We start from the raw sequence: 13,111 nt of genomic DNA on the forward strand, positions 1-13,111 counted from the left end.
AACGATAATGACTGCACACTAAGTAGGTCGAACAATATCCTGCGACCACATGCTGGCCACAAAATCGATAAACTGACGCACAACTGGCAACTGGTAGCTTCGCGAAAGGTACACCGCCCATAATGTGCTTGTTGGTACAACATAATCTGTAAGGATAGGAGCCAACTCGCCCCGAGCAATTATCGGGTTAGCGATATCACAAGGCAGCCTGCTAATACCCTTTCCTCGACAAGTGGCTTGCACCAATACACCAACATCGTTGGCTGTGATCGTTCCGGCTACATCAACCGAGTGCTGTTGATTGTCTTTCACAAACCGCCACGTTGATACGCCAAGGTGTCGAAAACAGTTGTGATTTCTTAGATCTGATATGTGTTCAATGAGCGCATTTTGCTCTAGATAACTAGGCGCGGCGCATATCACCGAATCAATCTTCATCAGTTTGCGCGCGATAAGATTCTCATCGGGTGAGTCAGTATAACGCAGTGCGATATCAATTCGCTCATCGACAAGCTGTGTGAAGCGATCAGAAGCAAACAGCTCGATACTCACATTAGGATGAAGATCCGTGAAGGCTTCGACCACATCCAGCAACAAATGTTGAGTCAGGGCAATCGGAGCGGATATCCGAATAACACCTGACAGTTGCTCTGTCATATTAAGGGCACTCACTTCTAACTCAGCCGCTTCGTGCAAGATCCGCTCACAACGAATCAATGCCGCCTCGCCCGCCGTGGTTAAACTGACTTTACGGGTCGTTCTATGCAATAGTCTTTGTTTTAACCAGCTTTCAATTTCTTGAACATGCCTCGAAACCTGAAGTCGACTCATACCCAAGTGATCAGCCGCTTGAGTGAAACTGGAACAGTTCGCTACTTCCACAAAACTGCGCATCGCATTTAGTCTATCCAATGTTAACCCCTTGTACTTCACTTCACAGATCCTGAGTCAATTAGTAACTCAAACAGATACAATCTACATCAATTGGCGATATTTATCACATCAAAGCGAGCTATTAGACTGCAATGGTTGTCGAAACACAGAATTAATTAACGCAGAATCATTATGAAAATTGCAGTATTAGGCGCAACAGGTTGGATTGGTAGCCACATTGCTCAAGAAGCCGCATCACGTGGCCATGAAGTTATCGCAATCGTGAGAGACGCAAGTAAAGTGGAACAAGAAGGTATAGAGGCGCGTACTTTCGATCTGCAAGATCCACAAACGAAGATCAACGATGTGACGTCTGATGTCGATGTGGTTATTGCCTCAATTGGCGGGCGCGCACTTGGCAATCATGAGTTAGTAAAACAGAGTGCAGAGAAGTTACTGTCTGAGTTGCCAAGCGGTCGTCGTTTGATGTGGGTTGGCGGTGCAGGATCACTGGAAGTCGCTCCTAACGTTGCGTTAGTAACAGTGCCGGATTTCCCAGAAGAGTACAAAGCGGAGGCACTAGCTCAAGGTGAAGCGCTCGAAGTATTCAAGCAATCAAACAGCGACGTTCAGTGGACTTTTGTTAGTCCAGCTGCCGAGATTTTCCCTGGAGAATCAATATCTCAATACCGTATCGGTGGTGATCAGTTACTAACAGATGCGGAAGGCAACAGCAAAATTTCAGTATCAGATTACGCCATTGCGATGCTTGATGTTCTTGAAGGCTGCGAACATATCAACAAAAGAATCGGTGTCGCTTACTAGGGTCGACTGATCCTCAAGATTCCATGCTTAACCCTTGCCTAGCTTCCCGCTTACTACTCGCAAAATACAGTAATAAGCGGGAATACTTATGCCTTGTTAGACACAATTAAGAGGCGTACCTCTAACACACAAAGGTATTTACAGGGGAAGATGCCCTGTTTTCACTAAAATCACGGTTTCCTCTTCGACAAATGGGAAGTGCTCACTCATATGTGGGCTACGCATCCAAGTGTGTTTTGGATACACACCATGTTCATCTTGAAAAGTACCAGATAATACGAAAATCTCTTCACCACCAAAATGACGATGCGGCTGAAAACGTTCGCCAACAGGCCACTTAACCAGAGCGACGTGCTCATGCTCAAATTCGTGCAGCGGCATCACCTGCAAGCCACCAATACCCGGTAGCCACTCAGTTTGGTTGGTATCAACTCTCACCTGAGCCAGATCTCTATCATCGAACTGATTCAGCTTTACCAAAATCGTGCAGCCGTTTTTGCTTGAAGGCGAGTGCGCGCTACCTGGTGGATTGCGAATATAGGTACCTGCCGGAAAGTCTCCCGTTTCATCGGAGAATACGCCTTCTAACACGAAGATCTCTTCACCTTTGGGGTGAGGGTGTTCAGAAAAAGAGGATTCAGGATCGTACTTGACCACGCTAGTCGTATGACCCGACTCCTTAGCTTCGCGTTCTAATGGCTTTCTCCACACACCTTTGGCTGGGCTCGCTACCCATTCCATAGGATCAGTTTCTATCACTAACCTTTTCGAAAAATCCATGTTTAACATGACTGTGACCTTACTCTTGCTATCGTTATTATTGTTTTGTCGCGACTCACTCACTGTTTCATTGTACGCGAATAACCAAAGAGGTGACCAATTCCAAGCGTTATCTGGTATGCCCACCTCTTACGGCTCGACTTATCAGTTACGACCCGCAATCACACCGCCATCAACATCCCAAATCGCACCAGTTACCCAGTCAGCACTGTCAGACAGCAAGAATGAAATGCTGTTCGCGATGTCCTGTGGTAAACCTACTCGACCAATTGGGTGGAACTCATTGAAGCCTTCAAGCGCCTCATCCACCTCTTCTGGGTTAATAAATGACTCGTAGATAGGCGTTTTAACCACAGCCGGTGATACCGCATTCACTCGGATATTATGTTCAGCGAGTTCCATCGCCATATGTTGAGTCAGTGAGTGCAGCCCTGCTTTCGCCATTGAATAAGCTGAAGAAGGCGTCGCTTTTATCGCCTGTTTCGCCCACATAGAACCAACGTTTACGATATTACCACCACCCGACTCAATCATCTTCTTAGTGACTGCTTGGGTGATGAAGAACGTGGCTTTGTTGAGTTGCATGTATTGGTCATAGTCTGACACTTGGTGATCTATAAATGCCTTGGGGTTAAAGTAGCCCGCTGCATTGACCAAATAACCAATACCTTCGTCAATTGAACCTAAATGCTCAATAAGGCAAGCGGTGCTTTCATCGTCATAAAGATTCGCTTGAAAACCTAAAGCGCGACCGATGGTTTGAAGCTCTGATACCGCATTGTCTAACTTAGTTGGGTTGTTTCCGACCACTAGCACATGAATATTTTGAGCAGCAAGCTGCTTTGCTGTTTCAAAACCCATCCCACTTGTTCCACCAATAACGACAGCAATACCTTTTTTAGTGAAGTTCATTTTGTTATCTCCTAAGTCATGTGAACGTGGTAATCTTAGGCTTCGAACTAACACTCTGAATAGTAAGTACAAATCGGTTAGGTAGGTACTTTTTGGTACATCTTTATGAAAAATCAGGAAAACTTTTTTTCTAGAAAATCGGCACCAGAACGCTCGGCGCGAATGGTAGAAACCATTTATGGCTGTAAATGGTCGCTAACGGTTTATCAATTGCTTGCGAATGGTATTAATCGACCGGGTGAAATGGTTCGTTCTGTAGAAGGTCTCTCGACTAAGGTACTCAATGAGTGTTTGAAGCGAAATGTTGAATTTGGAATTCTTGAAAAACAGATGTTCAATGAGATTCCTCCGCGAGTGGAGTATCAAGTCACCCCTTTTGGCGAGAAGTTCTTAGTAATTCTGAATCAGTTAGAGCAGCTACAACATGAAATAGATGCAATGTAATTGTGCTGCTGGTGTAATCTGACCTTCCACCAGCAACCTTAAATAGCATTGGGTTCAACTTTAGCTCACCGACATCTCTTCGAAGCGCCCCTTTACAAAGTCGATAAAGGTTCGGATTCGACTCGGTTGATAACGGTCGCGGTGATAAATCGCAGAAAAGTCGACACTTGGTACCACCCATTCATCAAACACTTGAACCAACTGCTTGTTACTCAACTCTTCCAAGCAGTAAATAGTCGGTACTCGGATAATACCGTTCCCTGCCATCGCCCCTTGGACTAACACTCGGCCATTCTTGCACTGCAAGCGCCCGTTCACATGAACATCAACGGTTTTCTTATTGTCCTCTATGGATTGAAAACTCCATCTACGAACCGATCCGGTTAAGCAGTCATGCTGTGTGAGCTCTTTGGGGTGAACTGGTTTGCCTTTGCGCTCAAAGTAAGCGGGGCTGGCAAGAGTCCCCATTTCGATATCGAGTAACTTGCGGGCAATAAAACCGGCATCTTCCAAACTTCCCATGCGAAAAGCGATATCAAAGGCGTCTTCAATTAAGTCTACACGATGGCTACTGAAATCTAGACTGATACTGATGTCTGGATAAAGCTGCATAAACTCATTCACCAGATCGGCGATGATCACCTCACCAAGGTATCCGCCAACACAGTTCACTTTTATGTCACCACGCACTTCTTCAACATCATCAACAGCAGCAATCAAAGCTTGGTCTATATTATCTAAGGCTTGCTCGCAGCGTTGGTAAAGTTCTTCGCCAGCATGGGTGAGACGCAATGTTCGGGTAGTTCGAATAAATAGCGTCACTCCCATCTGCTTTTCTAGGCTACTCACTTGGCGAGAAACATGGGAACGAGAGACATCTAACTCTTCCGCCGCTTTAGTGAAATTGCCCAATCGAGCAATGAGAACAAATGAACGGATATCAGACAGGTTAATTTGATTGAGCATAGTCGCGATTCAGTCAGAACAAGATGCTTTTATTGTTGCAGTATGACAACAGTGTTTCAAGTAAAGCGCTATATATCAACAATGCAGTTTTCCTTAATATACCCCCATCGCAAAGAAGCAAGTCAATAACACCTTGTTTCAATTGCACTTAGACAATAAGTCGTCATACGACGACATGAAGGTACAGAGGAAATAAACATGAAAAAACTAATCGTAATCACAGGTGCTAGCTCTGGTATTGGTGAAGCAATCGCTCGTCGTCTAAGCGATGAAGGTCACCCTCTGCTGCTTTTAGCTCGTCGTATTGACCGTCTTGAAGCATTGAACCTGCCAAACTCTCTAGCAGTAAAAGTAGACGTGACTGACCAAGCTTCATTCGAAGCAGCAATTGCACAAGGTGAAGAGAAATTCGGCCCTGTTGATGCTCTGATCAACAACGCTGGCGCAATGCTTCTAGGCCAAATCGATACGCAAGATGCATCTGAGTGGAAACGCATGTTTGATGTAAACGTGCTTGGTCTTCTAAACGGCATGCAAGCTGTTCTTGCGCCAATGAAAGAGCGTAACAGCGGCACAATCATCAACATCAGCTCAATCGCGGGTAAGAAAACATTCCCGAACCACGCCGCTTACTGTGGTACTAAATTCGCGGTACACGCTATCTCTGAAAATGTGCGTGAAGAAGTGGCAGCAGCAAACGTTCGTGTAACAACAATTGCACCAGGTGCGGTAGAAACTGAGCTTCTTTCTCACACGACATCTCAAGAGATTAAAGATGGTTACGGTGAGTGGAAAGAACAAATGGGTGGCGTACTAGCAGCTGACGACATCGCTCGCGCAGTATCATTCGCTTACCAGCAACCACAAAACGTATGTATTCGTGAAATCGCTCTAGCACCAACGAAGCAAGAGCCATAAACTTCACGCAATAATGCACATACCGTCGTAATCGATGACGGATAGAAAAAGGATCTGTAACTAGAAATAGATTGCAGGTCCTTTTTTACGTCTGACTATAATTGCTATCTGTAAAGTTACACTGAATGGCGTTTGATCAGATTCCAACATTTGACCAAACGAGCTGTATCGCAATCTGTCTATGCTTTTGCTGTAACATTCTTAGCATATGATGCGTTTGAATATTCATCACCCTTTGAAAGTTTACTTTCTAAAATCACCTCATAAGGCAAGTTCAAGTTAAGTAAGTGTTCATAACGTTGTTCAATTTGGTCCCTTTTAAGCTTCAACGTAGGTGTTAGCAAGCCATTCTCAATACTCCATGGCTGTTCCACAACAATCAGGTGATCGAGTCTTTCATGGGCTTCTAATTCTCTGTTTACTTTCTTTAAGGTAGCTTTCAGTTCTTTTCGAACATGGGCTGCGGTACTAGGTGTGCCTTCACCTAAAACAACTAATGCAATCGGCTGTTTTCGACCAATCCCCATGACGCATACTTGCTCAATATCTGGATTCCTACCTAAGCTGCTTTCAATGGGAACAGGTGAAACGTACTTTCCTTTACTCGTCTTAAACTGTTCTTTTACTCGTCCAATAATTCGCCATGAGCCATCAGCATTAAGCTCAGCTTTATCACCCGTCTTAAACCAACCCTCTTCAAAAGCAGCTTTGGTGGCTTCATCATTTGCGTAATATCCCGAAAAGACAGCATCCCCTTTGATCAGAACTTCACCTTCTTCAGACAATTTCATTTCTACACACGGTTGAGGCGTTCCAATTGTCCCGAGGTGGTCAAAATCAAAAGGCACATTGCTGCATGAAAGGCCTGACGTTTCTGTCATCCCCCAACCTTCGCCGATACTAATACCGATCTTGTGGAACCACAGGAGCACTTCTGGGGAAATAGGTGCACTACCAGACCCAAATAAAACCGTGTCTTGAAGTCCTAGGTTTTCACGTATTTTACGCGCGACAATTTGGCCAATAAACGGGATTTTTAGTAGCAGCTGTAAACGGTTATTAGGCATCTTTGCCAAGATCTTTGACTGGAACTTGGTCCATAGTCTTGGTACGGAAAGGAAAGCCGTTGGACGAGCATATTTAACATCTTCAATGAAGGTATCAATTGATTCAGTAAAGAATACTTCAGCGGGATTATAAATCGATGGAAGCTCTACCACACAACGCTCAGTGATATGAGCTAATGGCAGGTAAGACATAACGCGAGTTTCCCCTGGTTGAAAAAATATCTCACTGCCAGATGTTGCTGACGATGCAACGTTTAAATAGCTAAGTTCAACTCCCTTTGCCAAACCAGTGCTTCCAGAGGTGTAGATGATCGAAAAAGTATCGTTAAGGCTAGGGGAATTAATATTTTCAAGTGGCGTTAACATCGACAACCAAGCATGCCAATCAAGCTTACAGTCGACTTTAGCGCTAGGCATTGCTATGGTAACTAACGATTCAGGTATAGCTTTACTAAGCTCTATGGAATCATCAAGCTTGCCAATAAACATCGCTTTAGCGCCACTATGTTCCAATACGTACTTTATGTTGTCTGAACTTGCTGTAGGGTAAATCGGGACACTAACTAAGCCAGCCATCATTATCGCTAAGTCACATATGTACCACTCTGCCGAATTTTTAGCGATGATCGAGACTTTGTCCCCTTCGATGAGCCCACAATCGAGCAAACCTTTTGCGACTTTCCGAGCTGTAATATCTGCCTCAAGCCACGTATAGGTATGCCACTCTCGTTCAACAGGTTGGTGCAGCCACACTTTGTCGGGGTGCTTTTTAACATTAATTTTCAACTGATCTAACGGCGTACGATAAGTTGTCATAATTAAACTTTCCTTAGTTATTAAAAGGTGTCTGATCTTAAATTCAACAAGAACGCAGCACTGCGATAAATTTAAGCTCTCCAAAATCAGATGGATATTTAACCACCACTTGGTCTGACCACATTAATTTTGAACAACATTTGATCAACAAATATTTAACATTCAACAATCAATCTGAGATATGCAACAGCAACATTCCGCTAAAGAAATGACAGTTTTATAAATTACTTGGCTTACCTATAAAACTAATGGGAAAACTCGGGGTACATTTGTTGCCTGAAAATAGTCACGTTTAATAGAGAAGCAGTTTTCTCTAAATCTAAAAGTTAACTAGGTTAAAACAAGGCAATGGTTTTACGCGATTTCGTAGAAAACAAAAAGGGATCTGAACATTCAGATCCCTTTCTCGTATTTATATAACTTCAAATCAGGTTACGCTTGTTGAGCCACCTCACGACTTCGCCACTGGATGACTATTAGGCCAATAATAATCGCGATACCCAGAGGACCTAAGCCGAACGGGTTGAGGAGTAACAGTGGGATGGCGAGCAATGCCACCAAACGCTCAACCATATTCAGTGAACGAATCAGATAACCCTCAATCGCAATGGCGATAGCGACAATGATGGTCAAAGTTTGAACGATAGAGAATAGCAGCGCTGGCATACCATCGTTCGGATTCACGATGCTAGTGTAGGCCATCATGATTGGGATGATAAACAGACCGCCCGCTAGCTTGAATGCCTCTACCGATGACTTCATTGGATTCGCATTAGCAACACCTGCACCAGCAAAGGCTGCAAGCGCAATTGGTGGCGTTACGTTAGAAGTCTGCGACAACCAGAATACGATAAGGTGAGCCGTTAACAGAGGTAAGCCAAAGTCTGTCAGCATTGGCACTGCCATCACCGCGAGTACGATATATGCCGCGGTTACTGGTAGACCCATTCCAAGAACCAAGGCTACCAAGCTGATTAAGCCCAGTGCGATGAGCATGTAGCCGCCAGAAAAGTCCATCACAAACTGGGTGAACTGAAGGCCGATACCTGTCTGCCCTACTACACCAACAATAATGCCAGCAGCACCACAAGCAGCAGAAATTGGTAACGCCATTAACGCACCATTCTTCATGCCTTCGATGAACTTCTTCAGACCAATACGGCTATGTTTGCGAAGTGCCGCTGTCATTAGAATCGCGGTACAGCCCGCTACACCCACCAGCAGTGGCGAGTAAGCCATCATCAACAACACAGTAATGAGAATCAACGGAATAAGGTGATGCGCACCGTCTTTCATCACGGCAATCACCGCTTCAGTTTTGCTTACAGCTTGCAGATTCAATTTGCACGCCATCAGGTGAACGTAGAGCAGAGTACAGAAGAAGTAGAGTATCGCAGGTGCAATTGAAGCAATCATGATTTCGCTATAAGGCACACCGGTAAACTGCGCCATGACGAACGCACCCGCCCCCATGATAGGAGGCATGATCTGCCCACCCGTTGAGGCAGCCGCTTCGATACCCGCAGCTTGTTCTGGTTTATAGCCAAGCTTCTTCATCATCGGAATGGTGATAGAGCCAGTTGTCACCGTATTTGCAATTGCAGAACCGGATATCGAACCTAAGCCTGCGGAAGCCAATACAGCCGCTTTAGCTGGACCGCCACGATATTTACCCGCAATCGAGAATGCGAGATCGATAAAGAACTTACCTGCGCCCGTGACCTCAAGAAATGCGCCAAACAACACGAAGATGAATACCGTTGTCGCAGCAATGCCGAGTGCTGACCCAAATACGCCATTTGCAGAATAGATCTGGAACTGGATCAGCTCTTGTAAACTGTATGCCTTAATTGCAAAGCCACTTGGTAGCATGTCGCCCAATGCACTGTATGCAAGAAATAGAGCTGCAATGAACACCATCACCCACCCTACCGTTCGTCTACAGCCTTCTAGTAGCAGTGCCAATAAAGTACAACCAGCGAACATATCGGCAAACTGAAGACCATAGAATAGATGGTTGATATCGTTGTAGTCGAAGATCCACAAACGGTATCCTGCAAATACCACCACGCCACACAAGATCACATCGATAAGCTTACCGACCACAAAAAACTTGTTCTCACGGTTGGTAATCAACGGATAGTGAAGAAAGATCAATACCAGCACCCAACACAAATGAATAGGTCTGAAATAGGTCGCGGAAATGGTTGAACTAACACCCTGCCAAATTTGAAAAACCGACAATGCCACCGCAACAACCAGTGTTAGGTAGCCCATAACATTGACCAGTTTTTCGTACGGAAGCGTGTGTGAAGAAGGGTGTTGATTATCAGGAGTAATATCCATATTAATGCCTGCTGGATAAGAACGAATTGATAAAAAAGGGTAAGTGAGAGATCACTTACCCTGAAGTAGATGTATTACTTGCTGACTGAATCTAGGTACTTTTGAGCACCAGCGTGTAGTGGTACACCTTGTAGTCGAGACGCGTTTTCTGGTGTTGTCATTTCTGCCATTTTCACCACTTTACGAATGTCACCAATGTTTTCAAAGGCCGCTTTCGTTAGGTTGTAGGCCATGTCATCACTCATATTCGCGTTAACCACCAACACGTTCCAAACGCTCAACGTTGATACAGGATCAACCTTATTGTAAACACCCGCTGGGATGTCATAAGCGCTGTAAGCTGGGTACTGCTTCATGAAATTTGCGCTCTCTTCGTCAGAGATAGAAAGCACTTTAATATCATGAGTTAGCGCAATCTGAGTCACTGCGCCTACGCCTTGACCGCCAACGATAAAACCAACGTCAATTTGACCATTTGCTAATGCGTTGGTCGTTTCTGAGTAGTTTAGGTAAACCGCATCAATATCTTTTTTAACATCAATGCCCATAGACTCTAGTAGTGCCGCCGATGTTACCGCCGTACCGCTTGCTGGTGCACCAAGAGAAACGCGCTTACCTTTTAGCTGTGATAGAGAGTCAATACCAGAATCTTTAAGCGTGATGGTATGAACTAGGTTTGGATACAAAGCAAACAGGGTTTTCACAGGCATTTTTTTCGGGAATTTACCCTCACCGTTGTACGCATCCAGAACAACGTTACCCATAGCGATACCTGCGATCATATCGCCACGTACCACCTTAATCGTGTTCTCTACCGAAGCCGCTGTCACTTCCGCCTTTGCATTCACATCAGGCACGTTTTCAGACCAAACCTTAGCCAGAGCACCACCAAATGGATAGTAGATACCACTTTGACCACCAGTACCGATTGAGTAGTTTTCAGCACTTGCCATTGCAGGTAAAATCGCGAATAAAGCCACTAATAAATTACGTTTAAGCACAATCATCTCCTTGATTATTAAACCGTAATTAGATCTAAACCTAGCTACAGGTTTTATTAACTGATCGTTTTTTGAACCGTTTAAAACATTACTCTGCGACCGAATATTGTGCAATAAATTACAGTGCAAATGTGAAGCAAGTGTTAAATTGATCACTTATCAATAAAAAAGGGCAAGCCTAAGCTCACCCTTCCATTTTCAACAAATATTATAAGTTGAGATTAAAACTCAATTTGAAACACCGATGTAGTACCACTTACTTCGTTACCAACCGCGATAAAATGTTGGCCTGAACGACTAAAATACTTGATAGATTCAGGCCCTAAATCTCCCGCTTTCGGATTATAGGTATCGTTGTCACAATCCCCATCTTCATCAACCTGAGTGCACACCGGTTGAGAGAAGTCTCGATTATTGAGGTAGCTAATGAAGCGACTCTCTTTAGGATCGGTAACGTCGTAAACCATAATGCCACCATGGCGCTCTAGGCCAATAAAGGCGTAATGTTTACCATTGATGTTCGCAACCTCAATCGCTTCAGGCTCCACACCTTTGTCATCACTGCGATCATCAACACTCATGTTATTGTCATTGGTGCTGTTGAAGTGCTCTGGTTGTTGCTGGTAAACGATTTTCGCAAAGTCGTCACCACTATCAAATACCAACTCACCCGATTCATTCCAGATAGAGAATGAACGCGAGCCGAACGCTTGAACTTTTTGGTCAGCTTGCAGCGTTTGTTGAGGTTTAATCACTTTTAGACGAGCCAATTTCTTGTTGTCTTTAAGTGCATCAGCTAATGGGTGATCATCAACGACATCCAACTTTTTACCTCGAACTTCATCAACGTAAGCGATACAGAAGTCCTCTTCTGTCGCATAGTCAGCGGTACCTTGGTAATCATCACCGTCCCACTTGTAGCCTAACTCGTCACACACTTTTTGAGTGGTATCGATACCGTACTCTCGGCCATCCCCTTCATTAGCTGTCAGAATAAAAGTTTCACCTTTGACGCTGTAACTCGCAATGCTGTCAGGCATGTACAAGCCTTCAAGCATCTCGTAGCTTTGGAAATTGCCTAGTTTTTTGTCTTTGTTGGATGCATCAAGTTCAAACTCGGCCCAAGATTTACCGCCCAACCCGAAGATGGCATCAACGCTTGCAGATTCAACATCAATTGCGGCTAACGCGTTGTTCTCTTGCAGCGCGACATAGAGCTTGCCGTTGTCAGAAAAAGTCAGGTATTCGGGTTCAAGGTCTTGGGCTACTGTTGCGTTTGGCGCAGAGATACGAACCTTGTCGGTCAATTCATTATGACGCGTTTGCCCTTGATTGAAGTCTTTGAAATCAATCTGCGTAATCACCGCATCTTGTGGACCATTGATCAAATCGATGAGCGTAACGCTTCCTTCAGGATCAATGGTGTAATCAGCATTCGGCTCGCCTTCGTTAGCTGTTGCTAAATAGCGGCCATCTTTTGAAAAGCTCACCATATCCGGCAGAGCGCCTGCGCCATATGTGGTAATAAGTTCCAGTGTATCCGAGCGATAGAGTGCAACTAAGCCGTTCGCTTGCTTGTCTGCGTTTTCAATGGCAACCGCCACCAAGCCATTATGAGTAGAGACACTGTTCGCGGCACCAATATCGATCCCCGCAGCCTGCGCGGCTAATTGAAGATCAATCGAGCCTTCGCTGGTCGGTTTACCACTTTCATCCAAAGCAAGTACATCGACCTTCTTCGCTTGTGCATTCACAACGTACAATTTATCGGTACACGCATCGTAACTCACGATCTCAGCCGCAGACGTGTCAAAAGGGGCATTTGCTACTGACGTCCCAATGAGACGAAGCCCAGTCACTTCAGCCGAAGACGAAGCTGGCGCTGTCTGAGTCTGACATTGATAACCAAACGCAGCAGGCGCAGAAAATGCTGCATCTTCGGTTGATGTTGACTGTGAACACCCCATCAGCGCAAGCGAGACAGAGACGGAAGTAACGAGTTGAGTGGTGTTGAAATTAAATCCAGTGAGTTTTGACACGTGCTTTTTCATAAATCCTCCATGAGCGAGAACCGCAATCCTAGAGGGCTTATATGACAGAACGCAGACAACGAGGTTACTAAAAAGTTACATTGATAGATCAGTTATATATTTATTCATTATC

The 13,111-nt window shown here is 44.7% G+C and carries 11 protein-coding genes; 3 read left to right on the forward strand and 8 right to left on the reverse strand.

All coding sequences use genetic code 11. The features are described 5' to 3' along the window. Positions 1-18: 18 nt before the first annotated feature. Positions 19-912 (reverse strand): LysR family transcriptional regulator, encoded by an 894-nt coding sequence (locus OCV50_RS14950; protein ID WP_261904730.1) that lies wholly within the window; start codon positions 910-912, stop codon positions 19-21. A gap of 153 nt (positions 913-1,065) precedes the next feature. Between OCV50_RS14950 and OCV50_RS14955 the strand changes: the two genes are divergently transcribed. Continuing rightward, positions 1,066-1,698 (forward strand): NAD(P)-dependent oxidoreductase, encoded by a 633-nt coding sequence (locus OCV50_RS14955; protein WP_261904731.1) that lies wholly within the window; start codon positions 1,066-1,068, stop codon positions 1,696-1,698. A gap of 138 nt (positions 1,699-1,836) precedes the next feature. Here the strand turns inward: OCV50_RS14955 and OCV50_RS14960 are convergent, their stop codons facing one another. Together OCV50_RS14960 and OCV50_RS14965 are read right to left on the reverse strand one after the other, a co-directional pair. Beyond that, the gene (locus tag OCV50_RS14960) at positions 1,837-2,487 is read right to left on the reverse strand and encodes a cupin domain-containing protein (protein ID WP_261904732.1); all 651 of its coding nucleotides are present in this window, start codon (positions 2,485-2,487) and stop codon (positions 1,837-1,839) included. A gap of 135 nt (positions 2,488-2,622) precedes the next feature. Continuing rightward, positions 2,623-3,390 carry an SDR family NAD(P)-dependent oxidoreductase gene (locus tag OCV50_RS14965; protein ID WP_261904733.1) on the reverse strand — a complete coding sequence of 256 codons (768 nt, stop codon included), beginning with the start codon at positions 3,388-3,390 and terminating at the stop codon, positions 2,623-2,625. A gap of 105 nt (positions 3,391-3,495) precedes the next feature. Here OCV50_RS14965 and OCV50_RS14970 point away from each other — a divergent pair, with 105 nt between their 5' ends. Continuing rightward, positions 3,496-3,834 (forward strand): winged helix-turn-helix transcriptional regulator, encoded by a 339-nt coding sequence (locus OCV50_RS14970; protein WP_261904734.1) that lies wholly within the window; start codon positions 3,496-3,498, stop codon positions 3,832-3,834. 60 nt (positions 3,835-3,894) lie between these two features. Here OCV50_RS14970 and OCV50_RS14975 read toward each other — a convergent pair whose 3' ends face one another. Continuing rightward, on the reverse strand, positions 3,895-4,800 hold the full coding sequence (locus tag OCV50_RS14975) for a LysR family transcriptional regulator (RefSeq protein WP_261904735.1): 906 nt from the start codon (positions 4,798-4,800) through the stop codon (positions 3,895-3,897). A 198-nt stretch (positions 4,801-4,998) separates the two neighbouring features. Here OCV50_RS14975 and OCV50_RS14980 point away from each other — a divergent pair, with 198 nt between their 5' ends. Then, entirely contained in the window at positions 4,999-5,718 is a 720-nt protein-coding gene (locus tag OCV50_RS14980) for an SDR family oxidoreductase (protein ID WP_032553424.1), read from the forward strand. A 179-nt stretch (positions 5,719-5,897) separates the two neighbouring features. On the opposite strand, the gene OCV50_RS14985 is transcribed toward OCV50_RS14980, so the two are convergent. From OCV50_RS14985 to OCV50_RS15000, 4 genes are all read right to left on the reverse strand, one after another. Continuing rightward, a complete protein-coding gene (locus OCV50_RS14985) occupies positions 5,898-7,601 on the reverse strand; it encodes an AMP-binding protein (protein WP_261904736.1) in 1,704 nt (567 codons plus the stop codon). 432 nt (positions 7,602-8,033) lie between these two features. Beyond that, positions 8,034-9,947 carry a TRAP transporter permease gene (locus OCV50_RS14990; protein ID WP_239839180.1) on the reverse strand — a complete coding sequence of 638 codons (1,914 nt, stop codon included), beginning with the start codon at positions 9,945-9,947 and terminating at the stop codon, positions 8,034-8,036. A 74-nt stretch (positions 9,948-10,021) separates the two neighbouring features. After that, the gene (locus tag OCV50_RS14995; RefSeq protein WP_032553426.1) at positions 10,022-10,954 is read right to left on the reverse strand and encodes a TAXI family TRAP transporter solute-binding subunit; all 933 of its coding nucleotides are present in this window, start codon (positions 10,952-10,954) and stop codon (positions 10,022-10,024) included. Between the two features lie 215 nt (positions 10,955-11,169). Further along, the gene (locus OCV50_RS15000) at positions 11,170-12,915 is read right to left on the reverse strand and encodes a choice-of-anchor I family protein (RefSeq protein ID WP_390905168.1); all 1,746 of its coding nucleotides are present in this window, start codon (positions 12,913-12,915) and stop codon (positions 11,170-11,172) included. Positions 12,916-13,111 lie beyond the last annotated feature (196 nt).

The organism is Vibrio fortis (assembly GCF_024347475.1).
Lineage (GTDB): Bacteria > Pseudomonadota > Gammaproteobacteria > Enterobacterales > Vibrionaceae > Vibrio > Vibrio fortis.

What these genes read in the sequence shown, in the direction of transcription:
- OCV50_RS14955 (WP_261904731.1), top strand. Translation starts at nt 1,066, where the DNA reads ATGAAAATTGCAGTATTAGGCGCAACAGGTTGGATTGGTAGCCACATT.
- OCV50_RS14960 (WP_261904732.1), bottom strand. Translation starts at nt 2,487, where the DNA reads ATGTTAAACATGGATTTTTCGAAAAGGTTAGTGATAGAAACTGATCCT.
- OCV50_RS14965 (WP_261904733.1), bottom strand. Translation starts at nt 3,390, where the DNA reads ATGAACTTCACTAAAAAAGGTATTGCTGTCGTTATTGGTGGAACAAGT.
- OCV50_RS14970 (WP_261904734.1), top strand. Translation starts at nt 3,496, where the DNA reads ATGAAAAATCAGGAAAACTTTTTTTCTAGAAAATCGGCACCAGAACGC.
- OCV50_RS14975 (WP_261904735.1), bottom strand. Translation starts at nt 4,800, where the DNA reads ATGCTCAATCAAATTAACCTGTCTGATATCCGTTCATTTGTTCTCATT.
- OCV50_RS14980 (WP_032553424.1), top strand. Translation starts at nt 4,999, where the DNA reads ATGAAAAAACTAATCGTAATCACAGGTGCTAGCTCTGGTATTGGTGAA.
- OCV50_RS14985 (WP_261904736.1), bottom strand. Translation starts at nt 7,601, where the DNA reads ATGACAACTTATCGTACGCCGTTAGATCAGTTGAAAATTAATGTTAAA.
- OCV50_RS14990 (WP_239839180.1), bottom strand. Translation starts at nt 9,947, where the DNA reads ATGGATATTACTCCTGATAATCAACACCCTTCTTCACACACGCTTCCG.
- OCV50_RS14995 (WP_032553426.1), bottom strand. Translation starts at nt 10,954, where the DNA reads ATGATTGTGCTTAAACGTAATTTATTAGTGGCTTTATTCGCGATTTTA.
- OCV50_RS15000 (WP_390905168.1), bottom strand. Translation starts at nt 12,915, where the DNA reads ATGGGGTGTTCACAGTCAACATCAACCGAAGATGCAGCATTTTCTGCG.